Origin of the sequence: Variovorax monticola, from assembly GCF_051216855.1 — a bacterium.
Taxonomy (GTDB): Bacteria; Pseudomonadota; Gammaproteobacteria; order Burkholderiales; family Burkholderiaceae_C; genus Variovorax.
On record NZ_JBPJZP010000004.1, the window covers coordinates 520,864 to 541,929 of the forward strand.

Here is a 21,066-nt window from a genome sequence, read left to right on the forward strand (position 1 = left end):
GGGCTGTCAGACGCGCTCGAAGATGCCCGCCGCGCCCTGGCCCATGCCCACGCACATCGTGACCATGCCGTACTTCAGATTCTCGCGACGCAGCGCGTGCACGACTGTCGCCGAGCGGATAGCACCGGTCGCGCCCAGCGGATGGCCCAGCGCAATGGCGCCGCCCATCGGGTTGACCTTCGACGGATCGAGGCCCAGCGTGCGGATGACGGCCAGCGACTGCGCGGCGAAGGCTTCGTTGAGCTCGAACCAGTCGATGTCCTCGTGCTTCAGGCCGGCATAGCGCAGCGCGGCCGGAATCGCCTCGATCGGGCCGATGCCCATGATGTGCGGCGGCACGCCCTTGCTGGCGAAGCTCACGAAGCGCGCGAGCGGCGTCAGGCCGTACTGCTTCACGGCCTTCTCGCTCGCCAGGATGAGCGCACCGGCGCCGTCCGAGGTCTGCGAGCTGTTGCCGGCCGTGACCGTGCCGCGCGCGGCGAACACGGTGCGCAGCCTGGCCAGGCCTTCGATGCTGGTGTCGGGGCGCGCGCCTTCGTCGAGGCTGACGGTGCGGGTCTTGGCATTCACCTCGCCGGTCTCCAGGTTCGGCGTGCGGTCGGTCACTTCGATGGGCGTGATCTCGTCGGCGAAGTGGCCGGCCTTCTGCGCGGCCAGTGCCTTCTGGTGCGAGGCAAGCGCGAATTCGTCCTGCGCGTCGCGGCTCACCTTCCACTGCTGCGCGACCTTCTCGGCCGTGAGGCCCATGCCGTAGGCGATGCCCACGTCGCCTTCGCGTTCGAAGATGGCGGGCGACAGCGAGGGCGCGTTGCCCATCATCGGCACCATGCTCATGCTCTCGACACCGGCGGCGATCATCACGTCGGCTTCGCCCACGCGGATGCGGTCGGCCGCCATCTGCACGGCCGACAGGCCCGAGGCGCAGAAGCGGTTGACGGTGATGCCGCCCACGCTGGTCGGCAGGCCGGCCAGCACCGCGCCGATGCGCGCGATGTTCAGGCCCTGCTGCGACTCGGGGATGGCGCAGCCGCAGATGATGTCCTCGATGGCCTTGGGGTCGAGGCTGGGGACTGCGGCGAGCGCGGCCCTGAGCGTGGTCGCGAGCAGGTCGTCGGGCCGGTAGTTGCGGAAGAAGCCGCGGTGCGACTTGCCGATGGGGGTGCGGGTGGCGGAGACGATGTAGGCGTCTTGGATTTGTTTCATGGCTTGAGATTCCTGATGTCTTGTCTTGGTCTTGCTCCCTCTCCCGCTTGCGGGAGAGGGCTGGGGTGAGGGCTGTCTTCCTGCAGCGCCTGCAGGATCCGCTCGCGCACCGCATCCGTCTGCGTCAGCACTTCGTTGTTCCAGAATCGAAGCACGCGGTAGCCCTGGGCATGCATGAAGCGCGTGCGGTCTTCGTCGTAAGCGGCGGCTTGCGCATGCTGCCCACCATCCAGCTCGACGATCAGCTTCGCTTCGAGGCACGCGAAGTCTGCGAAGTACGGACCGATCGAGCGCTGGCGTCGGAACTTGTAGTCGGACAGGCGGCGGTCGCGCAGGTGGAACCAGAGCAGGGCCTCGGCATCCGTCGGGGTTTCGCGAAGGCTGCGTGCCCTCACCCTAGCCCTCTCCCGCGAGCGGGAGAGGGGACCGGACGTGTCGATGCTGTCGCTCATGGTCCTTGCCTGCGTTGCTGCGTCAGTTGCGCACCGGCTTCCCCGTGCTCAACATCCCCATGATCCGCTCCTGCGTCTTCGGATGCACGATCAGCGAGCAGAACGCCTTGCGTTCCAGCGTCATCAGGTACTCCTCGGTCACGAGCGAACCCGCATCGACGTCACCACCGGTGACCACACCCGCGATCAGGCTCGCGATGTGGAAGTCGTGCGCGCTGATGAACCCGCCGTCGCGCATGTTCACCAGTTGCCCCTTGATCGTTGCCGCCCCGCTGCGCCCCGCCACGCGGAAGCTGCGGCGCAGCGGCGCGCGGTAGCCGGCGTCGGCCATCGCCTTGGCCTGCTGCAGCGCCACGTACAGCAGCTCGTCCTTGTTCGCGACGATCACGTCGCTGTCGAGCAGGTAGCCCAGCTTCTTCGAGTCGAGTGCGCCTGTACCGACCTTGGCCATCGCCGCGGCGGTGAATCCTTCCGTCAGGAACGGCAGCAGATCGGTGCCCGTAGAAGCCGATGCGTTCTCTGCCGCACGTCGCGCGATGTAGGTCAGCCCGCCCGCGCCGGGGATCAGCCCCACGCCGACCTCAACCAGCCCGATGTAGCTTTCCATCGCCGCGACGCGCCTGGCCGAATACACCGCCAGCTCGCAGCCGCCGCCCAGTGCCAGGCCGCGCACGGCCGACACCACCGGCACGCTCGCGTAGCGGATCTTGAGCATCACGTTCTGCAGCTCTTCTTCCGCGCCCTCGACCGCGCCGATGCCCGCGACCACGAAGGCCGGCAGCATCGCCTGCAGGTCGGCGCCGACGGAGAACATCTCTTCCGGCGACCAGATCACCAGGCCCTTGTATTCGGCCTCGGCCAGGTCGACCGCTGCGCCCAGCGCCTCGGCCACGTCGGGGCTGATGGCGTGCATCTTCGAATGGATGCTGGCGATCAGCACTTCACCGTCGAGCGTCCACACGCGCACATCGCCCTCGTCGCTGATCGTGGTGCCGGCCTTGTTCGCATCGGGCGCGTTCGCGCCCAGCACGCTCTCGGGGAACAGCTGGCGATCGTGCACCGGCAGCTTGCGCTGCGCGATGAACCGGCCTTGCGACGCGCTCCACGAACCTTCGGGCGTGTGCACGCCGCCGGCCCCATGGTTCGAGGACGCGACCGCGCCTTCGAACACCCACTTGGGCAGCGGCACCGTGCTCAGCGCCTTGCCCGCGTCGATGTCTTCCTGCACCCACTTCGCGACCTGCGCCCAACCTGCTTCCTGCCACAGCTCGAACGGCCCCTGCTTCATGCCGAAGCCCAAGCGCATTGCATAGTCGATGTCGCGCGCGCTCTCGGCAATGTCGGCCAGGTGCACCGCGGCGTAGTGAAAGCCGTCGCGCAAGATGGCCCACAGGAACTGCCCCTGCGGCCCTTCGCTCTCGCGCAGCAGCTTCAGCCGCTCGCCCGCGGGCTTCTTCAGCATGCGACCGTACACCTCGTCGGCCTTGGCGCCGGCGGGCACGTACTCGCCGCTCTTCAGGTCGAAGCGCAGGATGTCGCGCCCCACCTTCTTGAAGAAACCGGCCTTGGTCTTCTGGCCCAGGTTGCCCAGCTCCAGCAGCCTGGCGAGCACCGGCGGCGTCGCGAAGTTGGCGTAGAACGGATCGGTCTCTGCGTTCAGGGTGTCTTGCAAGGTCTTGACGACATGGGCCATCGTGTCCAGACCCACCACGTCGGCGGTGCGGAAGGTGCCCGAACTCGCGCGACCCAGCTTCTTGCCCGTGAGGTCGTCCACCACGTCGGGCGTGAGGCCGAACTTCTCGACTTCCTTCAGCGTGGCCAGCATGCCGGCGATGCCGACGCGGTTGGCGATGAAGTTGGGCGTGTCGTGCGCGCGCACCACGCCCTTGCCCAGCGTGCTGGTGACGAAGGTCTCCAGGTCGTCGAGCACCTGCGGCTGCGTGGTGGGCGTGTTGATCAGCTCCACCAGGAACATGTAGCGCGGCGGGTTGAAGAAGTGAATGCCGCAGAAACGCGGCTTCAGCGCTTCGGGCAATGCTTCGCTGAGCTTGGTGATCGACAGGCCCGAAGTGTTCGAGGCCAGGATCGAATGCTTCGCTACATGCGGCGCGATCTTCTTGTAGAGATCGAGCTTCCAGTCCATGCGCTCGGCAATGGCCTCGATGATGAGGTCGCATTCGCCCAGCTTGGCCAGGTCGTCATCGTAGTTGGCCTGCTCGATCAGCACCGCGTCGGCCACGTCGCCGAGCGGCGCGGGCTTGAGCTTCTTGAGGTTGTCGATGGCACGCGTGACGATGCCGTTCTTCGCTGCACCTTGAGCGACCGCGCCGGTCGCGTCCTTGGCGGCCAGGTCGAACAGCACGACGGGCACGCGCACGTTGACGAGGTGGGCGGCAATCTGCGCGCCCATCACGCCGGCGCCGAGCACGGCGACCTTCTTCACTTGAAATCGGGACATAGCGGAGTTTCGAAGTTCTGAATCAGTTCGGGGAACACCGCGGAACCGGCTTTGCCGGGCCGCTGGTGTTGCCCCCTTGAGGGGGAGGCTGCTACACGAAGTGAGCAGCTACGGGGGTGGGTCAAGGAACACGGTTCCAGGTTTGGGTGCGCCAGAAAGGGCCCAGGTAGCCGCGCACTTCGAGCTTCTTGCCGCCTTCGACGGGCGTGAAGCTGGCGCGGTATTCCTTGCCGTTCTCGGGGTCGAGGATCTTGCCGCCTTCCCAGACATCCTTGCCTTCGGCCTTCTTGCCGCCGCGGATGATGTCCAGGCCGACCATCGGCTTGCCCTTGCGGTCGTCGCTGCATTCGTCGCAGGTGGCACCGGGCTTGGCGTCCTTGCCCAGCGCCTTCTCGATGCGCCCGATCAGCGCGCCGTTGGTCTCGGCGATGCTGATCTCGGCCTTGACCTCGCCGGTCTTGTCGTCCACGTTGCGCCACACGCCCACGGGCGTGGACTGGGCCATGGCAGAGGCCGCCGCAACGGCGGTGAGGGCGAACAGAACGGCTGCGAATGTTTGTTTCATGCGTGTCTCCCGCAGGGGTGAAGGAAAGGACCGGGGGCCGGCCTCAGGCCAGCGCCGCGTCGGTGTCCATCAGCACCTTGCTGCCGGCGCGCGCGGTGCGCATCAGCGTCGCGGTCTCGGGGAACAGCTTGGCGAAGTAGAAGCGCGCGGTCTGCAGCTTGGCGACGTAGAAAGGGTCGGTGTTGCCAGCGGCAATTTCGCGCAGCGCCACCTGCGCCATGCGTGCGAACAGGTAGCCGAACACGAAGTGGCCGGCCACGCGCAGATAGTCCACCGCGGCGGCGCCCACTTCGTCGGGGTTCTGGAAGCCCTTGAAGCCGATCTCGGTGGTGAACTTGGTGAGCTGGTCGCCCAGCATCGCGATCGGGTTGATGAACTCGGCCATCTTCTCGTTCACGCCCTCTTCTTCCACCAGCTTGCCCACGAGCTTGCCGAACTTCTTCAGCGACGCGCCGTTGTTGCCCAGCACCTTGCGGCCCAGCAGGTCCAGCGACTGGATGGTGTTGGTGCCTTCATAGATCATGTTGATGCGGTTGTCCCGCACGAACTGCTCCATGCCCCATTCCTTGATGAAGCCGTGGCCGCCGAACACCTGCATGCACGAATTGGTCGCGATGTGGCCGTTGTCGGTGATGAAGGCCTTGACGATGGGCGTGAGCAGCGCGACCAGCTCGCCCGAGTCGTTGCGCACCTTCTCGTCGGGATGGTTGTGCTCCTTGTCGAGCAGCAGCGTGCAGAAGATCTGCAGTGCGCGGCCGCCTTCGGCATAGGCCTTGGCCGTGAGCAGCATCTTGCGCACGTCGGGGTGCACGATGATCGGATCGGCTTCCTTGTCCTTGGCCTTCACGCCCGACAGCGAACGCATCTGGATGCGGTCCTTGGCGTAGGCCAGTGCGTTCTGGTAGGCCACTTCGGTCAGGCCCAGCGACTGGTTGCCCACGCCCAGGCGAGCGGCGTTCATCATCACGAACATCGCGGCCAGGCCCTTGTTGGGCTCGCCCACGAGCGTGCCGGTGGCGCCTTCGATCACGATCTGCGCGGTGGCGTTGCCGTGGATGCCCATCTTGTGCTCCAGGCCGGCGCAGAAGATCGGGTTGCGCCCGCCGAGCGAGCCGTCGGCCTTGACGTGGAACTTGGGCACCACGAACAGGCTGATGCCCTTGCTGCCCTTGGGCGCGTCCGGCAGGCGGGCCAGCACCAGGTGAATGATGTTGTCCGTCATGTCGTGCTCGCCGGCCGAGATGAAGATCTTGCTGCCGGTGATGCGGTAGCTGCCGTCGGCCTGCGGCTCGGCCTTGGTGCGCAGCAGGCCCAGGTCGGTGCCGCAATGGGGTTCGGTCAGGCACATGGTGCCGGTCCACTCGCCGCTGGTGAGCTTGGGCAGGTAGGTCTTCTTCTGTTCTTCCGTGCCGTGGGCCTTGAGCGCTTCGTACGCGCCGTGCGAGAGGCCCGGGTACATGGTCCAGGCCTGGTTGGCGCTGTTGAGCATTTCGAACAGGCACTGGTTCACCACGAAGGGCAGGCCCTGGCCGCCGAAGGCCGGGTCGCACGACAGCGCGGGCCAGCCGCCTTCGACGTACTTGGCATAGGCGGCCTTGAAGCCCGTGGGCGTCTTCACTTCATGCGTGGCCTTGTCGAGCACGCAGCCTTCTTCGTCGCCGCTGATGTTGAGCGGAAAGGTCACCTCGGCGGCGAACTTGCCGGCCTCTTCGATCACGGCGTTGATGGTGTCGGCATCGGTCTCGGCGTGGGCCGGCAGCGCCTTGAGTTCGTCAGCGACGTGGAGCACTTCGTGCAGCACGAATTGCATGTCACGCACGGGTGGGTTGTAGGTAGGCATCCGGAAGTCTCCTGGTCGAAGCTAGATAGAAAAAGAAAAAGGGGGGGAAACGAGAAAGCGCAAAAGCAGAGAAAGCGGGGCGAGCCGCGCGCGTATCAGCGCACGGTCTTCAGGCGGCGGCCCGCCGGTGCGGCAGCCGCGGCCGCCTCCGGCGTGGGCGCATCGGGGGTCGCGCTGCGCGCGAGGATGTTGTCGAAGCCGACGTTGGCGCGGCCGATGGAGCCGGGCACTTGCAGAAAGCGCGCCTCGTAGTGCAGCGCGAGGATCAGGCCGTGAATCTCGAACCCCACCTGGCGCTCGTCGGCGTCGGCGCGCAGGTGGCCTTCGCTTTTCGACTGCACGATGGCGCGCAACACGGCGCCCTGCCAGATGTTGACCGACTCGACCAGCGCGTCGCGCACCGGCCCCGGGCGGTCGTCGAATTCGGAGGCGCCGCTGATGTAGATGCAGCCCGAGTCGATTTCGGTCGAGGTGCGCTTCATCCAGTTGGCGAACATGGCGCGCAGCCGCGGCAGGCCGCGCGCTGCCTTCAGGGCGGGAAAGAACACCTCGTGCTCGAAGCGCGCGTGGTATTCGCGCACCACCGAGATCTGCAGTTCCTCGCGCGAGCCGAAGTGGGCGAACACGCCCGACTTGCTCATCTTGGTGATCTCGGCCACGGCGCCGATCGACAGGCCTTCCAGCCCGATCTGCGCGGCCAGCGCCAGCGCGGCATCGACGATGACGGCCTTGGTCTGCTGGCCCTTCTGGGCGGCGCGGGCGGGCTTGGCGGGAACGGCGGTGGCGGTCATCGTGGAAATCCCAGGCAAAAAACAGAAAAACGAACGATCGTTCTATTTTGCAGGGACTTCCGGGTTTCGGCTCACAGAAACCTTCAGTTGTCGAAGGTTAATTGAAACGAAAAAAGGGCCGTCATCGGCCCCGTCTCTCGTCATGTCGCAAAGCGCGCGACTCAGAACTCCTGCGACACCGGCCGCACCACCACCTCGTTGATGTCCACGTTCGCCGGCTGCTCCACCGCGTAGACCACGGCACGCGCCACCGCGTCGGCCGGGATCTGGTTGGCGTCGTAGAACGCCTTCACGCCGGCCGCGCTGTCGGCGTCGCTGCTGCCGAACTTCAGCTCCGACTCGACCGCGCCGGGCGACACGGTGGTCACGCGCACGCCGCTGTTGCCCATCTCCACGCGCAGCCCTTCGGAGATGGCGCGCACCGCATGCTTGGTCGCGCTGTACACCGTGCCGATGGGGGTGAACACCTTGAACCCGGCGATGGACGCCACGTTCAGGATGTGGCCGCTGCCCTGCGCCTGCATGCGCGGCAGCACCGCGGCAATGCCGTACAGCACGCCCTTGATGTTGACGTCGATGGTGCGGTCCCACTCGTCGACCTTGAGCTTGTCGATGGGCGACAGCGGCATCACGCCCGCGTTGTTGACCAGCACGTCGATGCGGCCGAAGGCCTCCACCGTGGCCGCGGCCAGCTTGTCGAGGTCGGCGCGTTTCGCGACATCGGTGGCCACCGCGATGGCTTCGCCGCCGGCCTCGCGAATCTCGGCCACCACCTTGTCGAGCCGATCGGTGCGGCGCGCGGCCAGCACCACCTTCGCGCCGCGGGCGGCCAGGTGGCGCGCCATGGATTCGCCGATGCCGCTGCTCGCGCCAGTGACGATGGCGACCTTGCCCTTGATGTTGTCTTGAACGGATGTCATGAAGATTTCCTTGGAGGTGTTGAACGGGGTGTTGAACGGGGTGTTGAACGAGGTGTTGAGGAAGTGCATGCAGTGTGGAAAATCCACGTGTTCCCGTAAATGAAACTCTTGCGACTTCAGAATTCCCCAAACCGGAACACTTTCTACCCATGTCCAACCGCCTCGAAGCCCTGCGTGTGTTCTGCGCCGCCGCAGCCGCCACCAACTTCCGCGAAGCGGCCGTGCGCCTGTCGGTCTCGCCGCAGGTGGTGACGCGCGCGGTGCGCGAGCTCGAAGAAGACCTGGGCGAGCCGCTGTTCCACCGCAGCACGCGCGGCGTGCAGCTCACCGATTTCGGCCGGCAGCTGGCCGAGCGCGCGCTCGCGGCGGTGGGCGGCGTCGACGATCTCTTTCACCGCACCGACCGGCGCGCGCTGTCGCAGCACGCGGGCACGGTGCGCATCACCGCGCCGCACATGTACGGCCGGCTCATTCCGCAGGTGCTGGCGCCGCTGGTCGTGGCGCACCCCGGGCTGGTGCTCGACCTGCGGCTGTCGGAGCAGCATGCCGACATGGTCGACCAGCAGATCGACCTCGGCGTGCGCGTCGGGCCGATGCGCGACGCCCGCTTCGTGGCGCGCGCCGTCGGAAAGATGCCGCTGCACGTGGTCGGCGCCCCGGCGCTCATCGCGCGGGTCGGCGTGCCGCGCGACGTCGATGCGCTCGCGGCCCTGCCGCTCACCGCGCTGATCGACCGCAGCTCGGGCCGCCCCTGGCCGTGGGCCTTCAGCAAGCGGCGGCTGTTCACAGTGGCCGCGCCCGCGTTCGTGACCGACGACATCGATGCCGAATGCGCCGCCGTGCTGGCAGGCGTCGGCTTCGGCCAGCTCATCGCGCCGCTGGCCGAACCGTGGCTGCAGTCGGGGGCGCTGGTGGCCGTGCTGGCGGCCGACGAGCCGGAGCCCTGGCCGATCCATGTCTACCGCCCGCAGCGCGCGCCGGTGCCGGCGCGCGTGCGGCTGGTGTACGACGCGCTGGTGCGCGCGCTGCGCTGAAGAAAACTCCTCAGCCGCAGGTCACTCGTATTTCTGCCCGGTGCGCATCAGCTCCGGCGTGCCGATCACCTCGTTGAGCGCATCGAAGTCCAGCATCTGCGGCCGCCACGGCTGCGTGGTGCGATGCGTGTGCAGGCTGGCGTAGTAGCCCTGCAGCGTGTGCACCACCGCGCGCGCCGTGCCGCCCGGGAAGATGGCGATGCGAAAGCCGTGCTTGTGCAGTGCGTCCGCATCCTGGATCGGCGTCTTGCCGCCTTCGACCATGTTGGCCAGCAGCGGCACGCGGTGCGCGAAGCGGCTGCAGGCCGCGTCCATCTGCTCGGGGGAACGCAGTGCCTCGATGAAGAGCGCGTCGACGCCGCATTCGAGGTAAGCCTCGGCGCGGTCCAGCGCGGCGGCCAGCCCTTCGACCGCCACCGCGTCGGTGCGCGCGAGGATGAGCGTGTCGCTCGAGGTGCGCGCGTCCAGCGCGGCCTTGAGCTTGCCGACCATCTCGCGCTCGGGCACCACGGCCTTGCCGTCGAGGTGGCCGCAGCGCTTGGGAAAGGTCTGGTCCTCGATCTGCACCATGGCCGCGCCCGCGCGCTCGAAGCCGCGCACCGTGCGCTGCGTGTTCAGCGCGTTGCCGAAGCCCGTGTCGGCATCGACGATCACCGGCAGGTTCACGCGCTCGGTGATGCGCGCGAGCGTGTCGGCCACTTCGGTGAAGGTGGTCAGGCCGATGTCGGAGCGGCCCAGCCGCGTGTACGCGATGGAGGCGCCCGAGAGGTACAGCGCCTCGAAGCCGGCCTGCTCGGCCACCAGCGCACTGAGCGCGTCGTACACGCCGGGGGCCAGCACGATGTCGTTGCGCGCCAGCCGGGTCTTGAAGTCATGGGTCGTCATGCGGACGCCTCCTTGGATCGAATGAGCGCGGCAGCCGTGTGCGCCGCGATGTAGCCGCCGGCCACAGCGCTCAGCAGCCCGTTGCCGGAGAGATAGCCCCACACCGCGTCGCCCGAGACACCGCCCGCCGCACCGCCTGCCGCGAGCAGGTTGGGCAACGGCGTGCCGTCCTGCCGCAGCACGCGCATGTCGGGCGCGGTGGCCAGGCCGCCCTGGGTATGGAAGAGCGCGCCGGTCACCTTGACGGCGAAGTAAGGCGCGTCGAGGCCGCGCGCGAACACGCGGCCATTCGTGGTCGGCGCACCGCCGCGCATCGTGTCGAGCGTGGCTTGCAGCACGCCCTCGTCGCAGCCGATGCAGGCGGCCAGTTCACGCACCGTCTCGCAGCAGCGCAATGCGCCCGCGGCTTCGACGTCGCAGAAGTCGGGGAAGCCGCGCGCCAGCGCGAGCAACGGGGTGTCGAACACGTTCCACGCGATGCCGCCCGGCTGCGCGAGCACATGCACCGCAGCCTCCGAGTAGCCCTGCGTCTCGTCATGAAAGCGCCGGCCCTCGCTGTCGAGTTGCACGCCGCCTTCCATCATCACGGCCCACGACATCAGCGCACCCTGCGGCGTGACCCACGAGCCGTGGCCCTGGTAGCCGCCCAGGTCGCGCAGCCGCGCCCCCAGCGCCTCGCCCCAGAGAATGGCGCTGCCGTCGTTGCCCACATGCCCGCCGTAGGTGGCCTCGGCCATCTCGGGCAGCAGCGTGCGCACCATGGCGGTGTTGCCGCCGAAGCCGTTGCAGGCAAGCAGCAACGCGTCGCAGCCCAGCGTATCGTGACGGCCGTCGGGGCGCAGGTAGTCGATGCCGGTCACGCGGTCTTCATCGTCGAGCACCAGCGTGTCGACCACGGCCTGCGTGAGCACCGGAACGCCGGCGGCCTCGACAGCGGCCTGCAGTGCCGCCATGAGCGCGGCGCCCGTCTTCTGCGGCAGCGCATGCATGCGGTGCACGCTGTGGCCGGGGTAGAGAAAACCGTCGAGCAGCATCCACGCCAGGCCGTGGCGTTCCTGCAGCGCATCGAGCGCAGGGCCGATGGCGGTGGCGTAGGCCTCGACCAGCGCGGGCGCCGCGCGGCCGTGCGCCTTGGCCTGGATGTCGGCCGCGAAGCGCGCGGCGCTGTCGTCGGGCACGCCGTGCGCGCGCTGCGCGCGCGTGCCGGGCGCGGGAATGAAGCCCGAAGACAGCGCGGTCGATCCGCTCGGCAGCGCGTCGCGTTCGAGCACCACGCAGTCGACGCCGGCATCCGCCAGCATCAGCGCGGCCGTGAGCCCGCAGGCGCCGCCGCCGACGATGGCCACCGCCACATGCACGTCGGCCTCGACCGAGGCTGCGCGGCGAATGGTTCGCACGGGTTGCGTCATGCGGTCGAATCGATCGAATCGATCGAATTGATGAAGAGCTGGCAGTTCGTGACCTCGGCCACGTTGCGCATGTCGGCCAGCGAGATGCCGTGGCGCTCTTCACCGAAGGCCGCGCAGCCGTCGCCGAGCACCAGCGTGCGGTAGTCGCGCATGTGCGCATCGCGCACCGTGCTGGCCACACCGCCGTTGGTGACGATGCCGCAGACCGCCACCGTGTCGATGCCGGCGCGGCGCAGCACCCAGTCGAGCTGGGTGTTGAAGAAAGCCGAGTACGCGACCTTGCTCACCGTCACGTCGACCAGCCCCGCCAGCGCATCGACATTGGCCTGGCCCCAGCTGCCGGGCGCGAAGTCGCCTTTCGCCAGGTACGGGCGCAGCGCCTTCAGGTGCGGCGAGACCATCGGCTCGCCCTTCGCATCGGGCCACAGCGTGAACTGGCTCGCGACGACCAGCCCGCCCGCCGCCTTCAGCGCGCGCGCCACGGCCGCCACGCGTTCGGGCAACAGCAAGGCCGGCGGGTTGGCATCGCCGCCGCGCGCATAGGCGCCCTTGGCATCGAGAAAGTCGTTCTGCAGGTCGATGACGACCAGCGCCGTCTTCGCCGCGGCTACCTTCGCTACGGGCTTCGCGCCTTCGCTCACGACGGCCTCACCAGCAGGTTGCCGTGCGCATCGACCTCGGCATGGAAACCGGGTTCCAGCCACACGGTGGTGTCGGCCTGCTCCAGGATCGCGGGGCCTTCGATGCGTGAAGCCACCGGCAGCTCGAGCCGCGCGTAGCGCACCGCCTCGTGCCACCGGCCCTGATGGAACACGCGCTGCGTGCCCAGCGGCGCGGTGCTGCCCTCGCCTTCGGGCGCGAGCACCTTCAGGTCGAACTTGGGCCGCACGCCGATGCGCGCGTAGCGCAGGTTCATCACGCGGATGGCGATGCCGTCGAGCACGCGGCCGAAGGCGGCCGTGTAGGCCGCCTCGAACGCGCTGCGGATGGACGCGGCCGTGAGCGGCGCCTGGCCGGCCTCGGCCAGCACCACCGGCAGCGTGTGCGTCTGGCCGGCGTAGAGCATGTCGAGCGCGACCACCTGCTTCACCTCGTCGAAGCGCACGCCCGAGGAATCGAGCCGCTGCTGGCAGCTGGCCGCCAGCGCGTCGATGCGGCGCTGCACGTCGGCCACGTCGAGGTCGGCCAGCGGCTTGTTGAGCGTCTGCACCGCGTCGTGGCGCATGTCGGCGATCACGCAGCCCAGTGCAGAGGTCACGCCGGGGTAGCGCGGCACGATGCCGGTGGCCACGCCCACCTCGCGCATCATGGCGCACACATGCAGCGCGCCGCCACCGCCGAAGGGCATGTAGGCGAAGCGGCGCGGGTCATGCCCGCGCTCGATGGACACGAGGCGGATCGCACCGGCCATGCGCGCATTGGCCACGGTCAGAATGGCCTCGGCCGCCGCGTACACGTCGAGCCCCAGCGGGCGCGCGACATGTTCCTCGATCGCCTGGCGCGACTTCTCCCCGTCGAGTGCGGCGAGCAGCCCGCCGCCCAACGGACGGTCGGCGGCGATGCGCCCCAGCAGCACGTTCGCGTCGGTCACCGTCGGGCGCATGTTGCCGCGCCCATAGCAGGCCGGGCCGGGCACGCTGCCCGCCGACTCGGGGCCGACCTGCAGCATTCCGCTCGCATCCACCAACGCGATGGAGCCGCCACCGGCGCCGATGGTCTCGATCTGGATCATGGGCGAGCGGATCACCATGCCGAACTCGATGGCGGTCTGCGCCGCCAGCGCGGCCTCGCCGTTGGCAACCAGCGACACGTCGAAAGACGTTCCGCCCATGTCACCGGTGATCGCATTCGGAAAACCCGCTGCCCGCGCGATGGCTGCGCAGGCGATCACGCCCGCCGCCGGGCCCGACAGCGCGGTGCGCACCGGCAGGTCGCTCGCGGTCTGGCGCGACATCACGCCGCCGTTGCTCTGCACCACCAGCAGTTCGCCCGCGAAGCCCTGCGCGCGCAGGTCGCTCTCCAGCCGGCCCAGGTAGCTGCCGACCACCGGCTGCAGCGCGGCGTTGAGCGTGGCGGTCGAGCAGCGCTCGAACTCGCGGATCTCGGGCAGCACCTCGCTGGCCGAGGTCACGTGCGGGTTGGGCCACAGTTCGCGCACCGCGGCCACGGCCAGGCGCTCGTTCTCGGGGTTGGCGTAGGTGTTGATGAAGAACACGCACACCGCCTCGCAGCCGGCTTCGAGCAGCGAGCGTGCCTCGGCGCGCACCTGCTCCAGGTCGACCGCCGTGTGCAGCGTGCCGTCGGCCAGCACGCGCTCGTCCACTTCGCGGCGCAGGTCGCGCGGCACCACGGGCTTGAAGCTGCCGCGCAGGCCCCAGGTCTCGGGCCGGTCGCGCCGGCGCATCTCGAGCACGTCGCGAAAACCGCGCGTGGTGATGATGCCGGTGCGCGCCACCTTGCGCTCCAGCAGCGCATTGGTGCCCACGGTGGTGCCGTGCACGATGGTCGAGATGTCGGCGGCCGAGTCGGCCACGCGCGCCACACCGTTCATGAAGCCGCGCGCTTCTTCGCCGCGCGTGGAAGGCACCTTGACGATGCGCGCGGTGCCGTTGGCTTCGTCGAGCACGAAGAGGTCGGTGAAGGTGCCGCCGACATCGACGCCGACGACAAGGGATTGGGCAGGGGAAGTCATTCGGATGCTTTCGTCTTGCTGTCGGTGTTCACGTAGCCCATGGCCACGTCGGCCTCGCGCTGCGCAGGGTTGCGTTCGGCGCCATGGCCCCAGCCGCCGCCGCCGGGGGTTTCGAGGCGCACGCGCTCGCCGCGCGCCAGCGTGATGCCGCGCATCTTCGACACCATGGGCGGCGTGTGCCACTCGCCCGCGTTCTCGTAGCTGAACACGTTGACCGCGCCCGAGCCGCCGCCCGCGATGCCCTTGGGCGGCGAGGTGCCGCGCTCGCCGAAGACGAACACTTCGGCGTCCTTCTCGAGCAGTTCGATTTCGTACACGGCGCCCAGGCCGCCGCGGTGCTGGCCGTCGCCGCCGGAGTCGGCGCGCAGCGACCATTCGGTGAAGCGCACCGGGTAGGCAGCCTCCAGAATCTCGAGCGGCGGAATCGTCGCGGTAGAGATGGGTGCGTTGCCGTGCGACAGCCCGTCGCCGCCCGAGTGGCCGCCGTGGCCGCCGCCGAAGAAGCTGAACATCACCCAGCGCTGGCCTTCGCGGCCCTTGTCGCTGCGGTGCCCCGCGATCGACAGCGCATTGATGGTGCCGTAGGCCTGCGCCACGGCGCGCGTGGGGTCGGCCTGCGCGGCGGCGCTGAAGATCACGTCGATCATGCGCAGGATGGTTTCGGTGTAGCCGCCGACCGGGCGCGGGCGCTCGCAGCTGATGACCAGCTTGTCGGGAATGACGAAGTCCACCGCGTCGAGCACACCGGCGTTGGCCGGCACGTCGGGGAACAGGTGCTTGAGCGCGACGTAGCAGGCCGCGATGGCCGTGGCACGCGAGATGTTCACCGGCCCCGCGCACTGCGGCGAGGTGCGCGAGAAGTCGAGCGTGAGCCGGTCGCCGGCCACCGTCATGTCGAGTGCGATGGTGAGCGGCTCGTTGACGATGCCGTCGTTGTCCAGCACGTCCTCGAAGCTGTAGCGCCCGTCGGGCAGCGAGGCGATGTGCGAGCGCATCAGGCGCAGCGCGCGGGTGCGCAGCTCGCTCAACGCGTTCAGCACCAGGTCGTCGCCGTACTCGTCGAGCAGCCCGTTCAGCCGCTTCTCGCCGAGCTCCAGCGCGGCGAGCTGGCCGTTCAGGTCACCCCACAGGCTGTCGGGCAGGCGCGTGTTGGCCTGCAGGATGGCCAGCACGTCGGCGTCGAGCACGCCGCCCCGCACGATGCGCACCGGCGGAATCTGCACCGCTTCCTGCCAGCACTCTGTGGCCGCGGGGTTGTAGTTGCCGGGCACCGCGCCGCCCACGTCGTGCCAGTGCGCAGCCGAGGCCATGTAGCAATACAGCGTGCCGTTGCGGAAGAAGGGCTTCACCAGCTTGAAGTCGTTGGCGTGCGTGCCGCCGTCGTAGGCGTCGTTGCTGATCCAGATGTCGCCGTCCTTCATGCCGCCGCGCGGCGCGGCCGCCCTGGCGGTGGCGCGCACCGCGAAGGCCATGGCGCCCACGAACACCGGCAGGCCCGACTTGCCCTGCACCAGCGTGTCGCCGGTCGTGGCGTCGTACAGGCCGTGGCAGGCGTCGTGCGCCTCGGCAATGATGGGATTGAACGCGCTGCGGTAGAGCGTGGCGTCCATTTCGTCGGCCACCTGTTCGAGGCGGCCGCGCAGCACGGCGAGCGTGACGGGGTCGAGGGTTTCGTTCATTTGTTTCAGTCCACCTTTGCGCCACTGGTCTTGACGACCTTGGCCCATTTATCGATTTCGCGCTTCACGTGCGCGGTGAATTCGGCCTGCGTGGAGCCCACGGGCTCGGCGCCGAGCGCGACCAGCTTCTCGCGCACTTCGGGCAGTTTCAGGATGCGCTGCACCTCGGCCGAGAGCTTGTCCACCACCGGCTGCGGCGTGCCCTTGGGCGCGAACAGGCCCGACCACGCGTCGGCATAGAAGCCCGGGTACGTCTCGGCGATGGTCGGCAGGTCGGGCAGCGAGGGCGCCCGGCGCAGGCTGGTCAGCGCGATCGCCCGCAGCTTGCCGGCCTTGATGTGCGGCAGCGCCGACGGCAGGCCGTCGACCATCATCTGCACCTGGCCGGCCAGCAGGTCCGACACGGCCGGCGCGCTGCCCTTGTAGGGCACGTGCGTGATGTCGACACCCGCCTCGGACTTGAGCATTTCCATGCCCAGGTGCGCGGCCGTGCCGTTGCCCAGCGACGCGTAGTTGAGCTTGCCGGGCTCCTTCTTCGCCAGCGCCATGAGCTCGGCTAGGTTCTTCGCCGGCACCGACGGGTGCACCACGAGCACGTTGGGCACCACGGCCACCTGGCTGATGGCGACGAAGTCGGTCACCGGGTCGTAGGGCATCTTGCTGTAGAGCGAGGTGTTGATCGCATGCGAGCCGGTCACGCCCATCACGAGCGTGTAGCCGTCGGGCGGCGCCTTGGCGACGATGTCGGAGCCGACGTTGCCGCCCGCGCCCGCGCGGTTGTCGACCAGCACCGGCTGGCCCCACTTCTCGCTCATCTTCACGGCGATCAGGCGCGCCGCCGCGTCGGTGGCGCCGCCCGGCGGAAAGGGCACGACGATGCGGATCGCCTTGCCGGGAAAGTCGCCGGCCTGGGCCGCCGCCGCGAGCGGCAGGCAGACGAGGAGCGTGGTCGCGAGGTAGCGCAGGAGTTTCATGGGCGTGCGGAAGTGGATGGAAAGGCCGGGGGCGCGAGCTGTTGCCACAGCAGGCGGATGTCTGTGTCACCGGGCGCGTCGAGTGCGCTGTCGCAGAAGCGCGCGGCCTGTGCGGCGGGCACGCTGCGCGCGGCGTAGTGCGCGAACTTGGCGGCGAGCGCCGCACGGTCCAGCGGATGGGCCGCGTCGCCCACGATGGTGTCGACGGTTTCCTGCAGCCGGCCCGCGGCATGCTCCACCACCAGCGTGGCGCCGCGCAGTTTGCGCGCCGTCAGGTCGGCATCGATGTCGAGCATGACCAGCGCTTCGAGGCGCCGCAGCTCGGCGTCGTCGAAACACGGCGCCGCATAGACCGAGGGATCGACATCGCCGAATCGCAGCATGGCGGCAACGCCGAAGGAAAGGCTGAACTGCGCCTGGATCGGCGTGCGCGGTGCGCGGTTGCCGCAGTACACGACAGCCTCTTCGTAAACCCGCAGCGCCACGCGCTGAATGCCGCGCGTGTCGCCGTTCAGCCGCTCGCGGATGCGCCGCGCGGCGACCGCGCCGTAGTGCACGTGGCGCACCGCGGCAAAGGGCTTGAGGTAGGCGTCCTGCAGCAGCGGGATCGTTGCATCGGGCAGCGGCTGGGTCGCCGCCGCGGCGTGCGCGCTCGCGTAATGGGCCAGCGCGCCGGGCGGCGCATCGATGCCGGCCGCGCTCGCGAACGCCGATTGCAGGCCGAGCGACGCGCTGTGCCCGAGGTAGGTGTTGCGCGCCGTTCGGCCCTGCGCCACCGGCAGGTAGAGGCTGGTCGCGAGCTGGCAGGCCGCGATGTCGACGGCCTGCACGATGCCCGCCGGCGGCAGGCCGAGCAGGCGCGCCACGCCGGCCGCGACGCCGAGCGCCGGCCAGTTGGCGTCGACGTGCATGCCGGGGCGAATGCGCAGCCAGGCGCCGCAGCGCGCGCCGACCTCGTAGCCGAGCACGAAGGCATCGGCGAAGTCGGCCAGGCGCACACCCCGTTGCAGCGCGAGCGGCAGCAGCGCGGCAACCAGCGGCACGCCGGGCCGGCCGTGCGCGAGCGCATGGCCTTCGCAGGCCTCGTCCCACGTGGCGGCCATGGCCAGCACCTGGGCCGCGGCATGCACGCCCATCGACGGACCGCCGGGAAAGCAAAAGGCGCCGGGCTCGCAACCGGACAACGCGGCTTCGAGGCGCACGACTTCACCAGCATGCCGGCCCGCGATCGCGCAGCCGACGGTGTCGACCAGGAGGCGTCTCGCCTGTTGCGAAGCCTCCGGCGTGGCCGGGCGAGCCGCGTGCAGCGCCACCGTGTCGTGCAGCACCTCGAGGTGGGCGTCCCAGCGGCGCGGATCGTTTTCAGCGTGCATGGACGTCCTTGGCGGCGAACCGTTGCCGCAGCTGCGCGAGCAACCCGCCCGCGCGCACCATGTCCATCAGGAAGCCCGGCACGGGCTCGCAGGCCAGCGTGCGGCCATCGACGCGTCGCACCGCCGGGCTCTGCGTGTCGAGCGAGACCGTGTCGCCGTCCTGCAGCGAATCCACGTCGGCGCAGGTGAGCAGCAGCAGGCCCACGTTGAAGGCATTGCGAAAGTAGAGGCCGCTGTACGACGGCGCGATCACCGCGGCCACGCCCAGCTGCACCAGCACGGCGGCGGCCTGCTCCCGCGAGGAGCCGATGCCGAAACCGGGACCGGCCACGATCACGTCGCCGGGCCGCACGTCGCGCGCGAACTCGGGGCGCACGGCTTCGAGGCAGTGCCTGGCGATGACGTCGATGCCGTGCTTCATCGCATGGCCCGGCGCGAGCGCGTCGGTGTCCACGTCGGCGCCCAGGCGCCAGACGCGGTGGGTGTTGCTGTCGATGAGGCTGGTGGCGGGCGCGTTCATGCGAGCACCTCGCGCGGATCGGTCACGCAGCCGCGCAGCGCCGCGGCGGCCACCGTGTAGGGCGAGCCGAGGTACACCTGCGCGGTCGGCGAGCCCATGCGGCCCTTGAAGTTGCGCGCCGTGGTCGAGATGACGGTGACGTCGTCGCCCATCGGGTCGCCATAGCCCGAGCAGGCGCCGCACGCGGTCGGGAACAGCTCGGCGCCCGCGTCCAGCAGCACCTGCAGCACGCCCTCTGCGCGCGCCTGCTCCTGGTCCTGGATGCTGGCGGGCGCGACGATCAGGCGGATGCCCGCCGCCACCTTGTGCCCGCGCAGCACCTGGGCCGCGGCGCGCAGGTCGTCGAGCTTGGCGCCGGTGCAGGCACCGATGTAGGCCACGTCCACGGGCGTGCCCGCATAGCGGCTCACGCCGTGCGAATTGGCCGGGCTGTGCGGCGCGGCGATGTGCGGCTCCAGCGTGGCGGCGTCGAAGCGGTGGCGCGTGAAGTCGGCGGCCTCGTCGGTGAACCAGTGCGTGGTGTCGGCGGCCGGCGCGCCCGCGGTCGCCAGAAAGGCGGCGGTGGTCTCGTCGGGCGCGATCAGTCCGGCCTGCGCGCCCAGCTCGGCGCTCATGTTCGACAGCGTCATGCGCTCCTGCATCGACAGCGCCTTGACGGCCGGCCCCGCGAACTCGACCGCCTGGTAGCGCCCGCCGTTCATGCCGAAGCGCCCGATCATGTGCAGCATCATGTCTTTGGCGGTCACGCCCGCGGGCAATGCGCCGTCCCACCACATGCGCAGGGTCTCGGGCACGCGCAGCCAGATCTCGCCGGTGACCACCACGCCGAGCATCTCGGTGCTGCCCACGCCGAACATGTAGGCACCGAACGCGCCGCCCGTGGGCGAATGCGAGTCGCCGCCCACGCACAGCATGCCGGGACGGATGTGGCCGTGCTGCGGCACCACCACATGGCAGATGCCCTGGCTGTCGTACACGTGCGGCAGCTGCTGGTCGCGTGCCCAGTCGCGCGCGATGCGCACGATGCGGCGCGAGTCGTCGTCGCGCTCGGGCACGTAATGGTCCATCACGAGCACGATGCGCGAGCGGTCCCAGATCTGCGCGCCCAGTTCCTCGAGCATGGGCTTCAGGCGGCGCGGGCCCGACGAGTCGTGGAACATGGCCAGGTCGACACCGCAGGTCACGATCTCGCCCACCGCCACATGGCCGCGGCCGCTGGCGCGCGCAATGAGCTTCTGCGCCAGCGTCTGCGCCGGCACGTGCTTCGGCGTGGGGGTGGTTGCGAAAGCGCTCATTCCGGCTTGGCTCCCGAGAATTTCACGACCTTGGCCCAGCGCGGGATCTCGCTCTGCACGAACGCGGAAAACTGCTCGGACGAGTTGCCGACCGGAATCGCGCCTTCGCTGTCCAGCCGCTTGAGCATGTCGGGCTGCTGCAGCGCGTGGCGTGCGGCGTCGCCGAGCTTGCGCGCCACGTCGGCGGGCAGGCGTGCCGGGCCGAACAGGCCGAACCAAGCGCTCGACTCGTAGCCCGGCAAGGCCTCGGCGATGGCCGGCACGTCGGGGAACGCGGGCAGGCGCTTCGCGGTGGTCACGCCCAGCGCCTTGAGCTTGCCGGCCTGGATGTGGGCCTTGACGTTGCCCACCGCCGCGAACATCAGCTGCACCTGGCCCGCGAGCAGGTCCTGCACGGCGGGCGCGGTGCCCTTGTAGGGGATGTTCACGATGTCCACGCCCGACTGCATCTTGAAGGCCTCGCCCGCCATGTGCAGCGACGAGCCCACCGCGCCGATGGCGAAGTTGAGCTGGCCCGGCCTGGCCTTGGCGAGCGCGATGAGCTCGCGCACGTCCTTCACCGGCAAGCTCGGGCTGGCCACCAGGATCGACGGCGAGGTGGCCACGCAGGTGAGCGCGGTGAAGTCCTTCACCGGGTCGAAGGGCAAGCTCGGGTACAGCGTGGCGTTGATGGCATGGCTGGTGAAGCTCAGCAGCAGCGTGTGGCCGTCGGGCGCGGCCTTGGCGACCGCGTCGGCGGCGATGTTGCCGCCGGCGCCGGGCTTGTTCTCGACGATGACGGTGCGGCCCAGCGCGGGGCCCATGCTGACGGCCAGCGAGCGGGCCAGCGTGTCGGTCGAGCCGCCGGCGGGCGCGCCGACGAGGATGCGCACCGGCGCATTGCCGATCTGCGCGCGGGCGCCGGCGGCGAATGCCAACGCGGCCAGCGCGGAGGGCGCGATGAGGATGTCACGGCGTTTCATCGGATGGTCTCCTT

The 21,066-nt window shown here is 69.4% G+C and carries 18 protein-coding genes; 1 reads left to right on the forward strand and 17 read right to left on the reverse strand.

Going from position 1 to position 21,066, the window contains the following annotated elements:
* Window positions 1-6: 6 nt before the first annotated feature.
* The 7 genes from ACSFA5_RS17030 to ACSFA5_RS17060 form a co-directional block, all read right to left on the reverse strand.
* Window positions 7-1,203 (reverse strand): acetyl-CoA C-acyltransferase, encoded by a 1,197-nt coding sequence (locus tag ACSFA5_RS17030; RefSeq protein ID WP_435445217.1) that lies wholly within the window; start codon window positions 1,201-1,203, stop codon window positions 7-9.
* Entirely contained in the window at window positions 1,200-1,655 is a 456-nt protein-coding gene (locus ACSFA5_RS17035; protein ID WP_435445218.1) for an endonuclease domain-containing protein, read from the reverse strand. The genes ACSFA5_RS17030 and ACSFA5_RS17035 overlap by 4 nt, the downstream gene beginning before the upstream one ends.
* A gap of 22 nt (window positions 1,656-1,677) precedes the next feature.
* Complete coding sequence (locus ACSFA5_RS17040) at window positions 1,678-4,113, reverse strand: 3-hydroxyacyl-CoA dehydrogenase/enoyl-CoA hydratase family protein (protein ID WP_435445219.1); 2,436 nt, start codon at window positions 4,111-4,113, stop codon at window positions 1,678-1,680.
* Window positions 4,114-4,234: 121 nt separating this feature from the next.
* The gene (locus tag ACSFA5_RS17045; RefSeq protein ID WP_435445220.1) at window positions 4,235-4,678 is read right to left on the reverse strand and encodes a DUF2147 domain-containing protein; all 444 of its coding nucleotides are present in this window, start codon (window positions 4,676-4,678) and stop codon (window positions 4,235-4,237) included.
* Window positions 4,679-4,721: 43 nt separating this feature from the next.
* Window positions 4,722-6,518 carry an acyl-CoA dehydrogenase C-terminal domain-containing protein gene (locus ACSFA5_RS17050; RefSeq protein ID WP_435445221.1) on the reverse strand — a complete coding sequence of 599 codons (1,797 nt, stop codon included), beginning with the start codon at window positions 6,516-6,518 and terminating at the stop codon, window positions 4,722-4,724.
* A 95-nt stretch (window positions 6,519-6,613) separates the two neighbouring features.
* Window positions 6,614-7,309 carry a TetR/AcrR family transcriptional regulator gene (locus ACSFA5_RS17055; RefSeq protein ID WP_435445222.1) on the reverse strand — a complete coding sequence of 232 codons (696 nt, stop codon included), beginning with the start codon at window positions 7,307-7,309 and terminating at the stop codon, window positions 6,614-6,616.
* Window positions 7,310-7,470: 161 nt separating this feature from the next.
* Entirely contained in the window at window positions 7,471-8,229 is a 759-nt protein-coding gene (locus ACSFA5_RS17060; protein ID WP_435445223.1) for an SDR family oxidoreductase, read from the reverse strand.
* Between the two features lie 149 nt (window positions 8,230-8,378).
* On the opposite strand from ACSFA5_RS17060, the gene ACSFA5_RS17065 reads away from it, so the two are divergent.
* Window positions 8,379-9,263: a LysR family transcriptional regulator gene (locus ACSFA5_RS17065; protein WP_435445224.1), complete on the forward strand. Its 885-nt coding sequence runs from the start codon at window positions 8,379-8,381 to the stop codon at window positions 9,261-9,263.
* A gap of 21 nt (window positions 9,264-9,284) precedes the next feature.
* Here ACSFA5_RS17065 and ACSFA5_RS17070 read toward each other — a convergent pair whose 3' ends face one another.
* The 10 genes from ACSFA5_RS17070 to ACSFA5_RS17115 are packed head-to-tail and all read right to left on the reverse strand — an operon-like array spanning window position 9,285 to window position 21,052.
* Window positions 9,285-10,148 (reverse strand): isocitrate lyase/PEP mutase family protein, encoded by an 864-nt coding sequence (locus tag ACSFA5_RS17070; RefSeq protein ID WP_435445225.1) that lies wholly within the window; start codon window positions 10,146-10,148, stop codon window positions 9,285-9,287.
* The gene (locus ACSFA5_RS17075) at window positions 10,145-11,557 is read right to left on the reverse strand and encodes an FAD-dependent oxidoreductase (protein WP_435445226.1); all 1,413 of its coding nucleotides are present in this window, start codon (window positions 11,555-11,557) and stop codon (window positions 10,145-10,147) included. Before ACSFA5_RS17075 ends, ACSFA5_RS17070 begins: the two co-directional genes overlap by 4 nt.
* The gene (locus ACSFA5_RS17080) at window positions 11,554-12,198 is read right to left on the reverse strand and encodes a cysteine hydrolase family protein (RefSeq protein WP_435445227.1); all 645 of its coding nucleotides are present in this window, start codon (window positions 12,196-12,198) and stop codon (window positions 11,554-11,556) included. The genes ACSFA5_RS17075 and ACSFA5_RS17080 overlap by 4 nt, the downstream gene beginning before the upstream one ends.
* Window positions 12,195-14,249 (reverse strand): hydantoinase/oxoprolinase family protein, encoded by a 2,055-nt coding sequence (locus ACSFA5_RS17085; protein WP_435445228.1) that lies wholly within the window; start codon window positions 14,247-14,249, stop codon window positions 12,195-12,197. The genes ACSFA5_RS17080 and ACSFA5_RS17085 overlap by 4 nt, the downstream gene beginning before the upstream one ends.
* Entirely contained in the window at window positions 14,246-15,928 is a 1,683-nt protein-coding gene (locus tag ACSFA5_RS17090; protein ID WP_435445229.1) for a hydantoinase B/oxoprolinase family protein, read from the reverse strand. The genes ACSFA5_RS17085 and ACSFA5_RS17090 overlap by 4 nt, the downstream gene beginning before the upstream one ends.
* Window positions 15,929-15,933: 5 nt before the next feature.
* Window positions 15,934-16,902: a Bug family tripartite tricarboxylate transporter substrate binding protein gene (locus ACSFA5_RS17095; protein ID WP_435445230.1), complete on the reverse strand. Its 969-nt coding sequence runs from the start codon at window positions 16,900-16,902 to the stop codon at window positions 15,934-15,936.
* Entirely contained in the window at window positions 16,899-18,275 is a 1,377-nt protein-coding gene (locus ACSFA5_RS17100; RefSeq protein WP_435445231.1) for an MmgE/PrpD family protein, read from the reverse strand. The genes ACSFA5_RS17095 and ACSFA5_RS17100 overlap by 4 nt, the downstream gene beginning before the upstream one ends.
* Window positions 18,265-18,795 (reverse strand): LeuD/DmdB family oxidoreductase small subunit, encoded by a 531-nt coding sequence (locus ACSFA5_RS17105; RefSeq protein WP_435445232.1) that lies wholly within the window; start codon window positions 18,793-18,795, stop codon window positions 18,265-18,267. Before ACSFA5_RS17105 ends, ACSFA5_RS17100 begins: the two co-directional genes overlap by 11 nt.
* Window positions 18,792-20,090 carry a 3-isopropylmalate dehydratase large subunit gene (locus tag ACSFA5_RS17110; protein ID WP_435445233.1) on the reverse strand — a complete coding sequence of 433 codons (1,299 nt, stop codon included), beginning with the start codon at window positions 20,088-20,090 and terminating at the stop codon, window positions 18,792-18,794. The genes ACSFA5_RS17105 and ACSFA5_RS17110 overlap by 4 nt, the downstream gene beginning before the upstream one ends.
* Window positions 20,087-21,052: a tripartite tricarboxylate transporter substrate binding protein gene (locus tag ACSFA5_RS17115; RefSeq protein ID WP_435445234.1), complete on the reverse strand. Its 966-nt coding sequence runs from the start codon at window positions 21,050-21,052 to the stop codon at window positions 20,087-20,089. The genes ACSFA5_RS17110 and ACSFA5_RS17115 overlap by 4 nt, the downstream gene beginning before the upstream one ends.
* Window positions 21,053-21,066: the final 14 nt, after the last annotated feature.

Coding starts and splice junctions, on each gene's coding strand:
- ACSFA5_RS17115 (WP_435445234.1), bottom strand. CDS start 21,052: ATGAAACGCCGTGACATCCTCATCGCGCCCTCCGCGCTGGCCGCGTTG.
- ACSFA5_RS17030 (WP_435445217.1), bottom strand. CDS start 1,203: ATGAAACAAATCCAAGACGCCTACATCGTCTCCGCCACCCGCACCCCC.
- ACSFA5_RS17060 (WP_435445223.1), bottom strand. CDS start 8,229: ATGACATCCGTTCAAGACAACATCAAGGGCAAGGTCGCCATCGTCACT.
- ACSFA5_RS17070 (WP_435445225.1), bottom strand. CDS start 10,148: ATGACGACCCATGACTTCAAGACCCGGCTGGCGCGCAACGACATCGTG.
- ACSFA5_RS17075 (WP_435445226.1), bottom strand. CDS start 11,557: ATGACGCAACCCGTGCGAACCATTCGCCGCGCAGCCTCGGTCGAGGCC.
- ACSFA5_RS17085 (WP_435445228.1), bottom strand. CDS start 14,249: ATGACTTCCCCTGCCCAATCCCTTGTCGTCGGCGTCGATGTCGGCGGC.
- ACSFA5_RS17065 (WP_435445224.1), top strand. CDS start 8,379: ATGTCCAACCGCCTCGAAGCCCTGCGTGTGTTCTGCGCCGCCGCAGCC.
- ACSFA5_RS17095 (WP_435445230.1), bottom strand. CDS start 16,902: ATGAAACTCCTGCGCTACCTCGCGACCACGCTCCTCGTCTGCCTGCCG.
- ACSFA5_RS17035 (WP_435445218.1), bottom strand. CDS start 1,655: ATGAGCGACAGCATCGACACGTCCGGTCCCCTCTCCCGCTCGCGGGAG.
- ACSFA5_RS17055 (WP_435445222.1), bottom strand. CDS start 7,309: ATGACCGCCACCGCCGTTCCCGCCAAGCCCGCCCGCGCCGCCCAGAAG.
- ACSFA5_RS17090 (WP_435445229.1), bottom strand. CDS start 15,928: ATGAACGAAACCCTCGACCCCGTCACGCTCGCCGTGCTGCGCGGCCGC.
- ACSFA5_RS17100 (WP_435445231.1), bottom strand. CDS start 18,275: ATGCACGCTGAAAACGATCCGCGCCGCTGGGACGCCCACCTCGAGGTG.
- ACSFA5_RS17045 (WP_435445220.1), bottom strand. CDS start 4,678: ATGAAACAAACATTCGCAGCCGTTCTGTTCGCCCTCACCGCCGTTGCG.
- ACSFA5_RS17110 (WP_435445233.1), bottom strand. CDS start 20,090: ATGAGCGCTTTCGCAACCACCCCCACGCCGAAGCACGTGCCGGCGCAG.
- ACSFA5_RS17105 (WP_435445232.1), bottom strand. CDS start 18,795: ATGAACGCGCCCGCCACCAGCCTCATCGACAGCAACACCCACCGCGTC.
- ACSFA5_RS17050 (WP_435445221.1), bottom strand. CDS start 6,518: ATGCCTACCTACAACCCACCCGTGCGTGACATGCAATTCGTGCTGCAC.
- ACSFA5_RS17040 (WP_435445219.1), bottom strand. CDS start 4,113: ATGTCCCGATTTCAAGTGAAGAAGGTCGCCGTGCTCGGCGCCGGCGTG.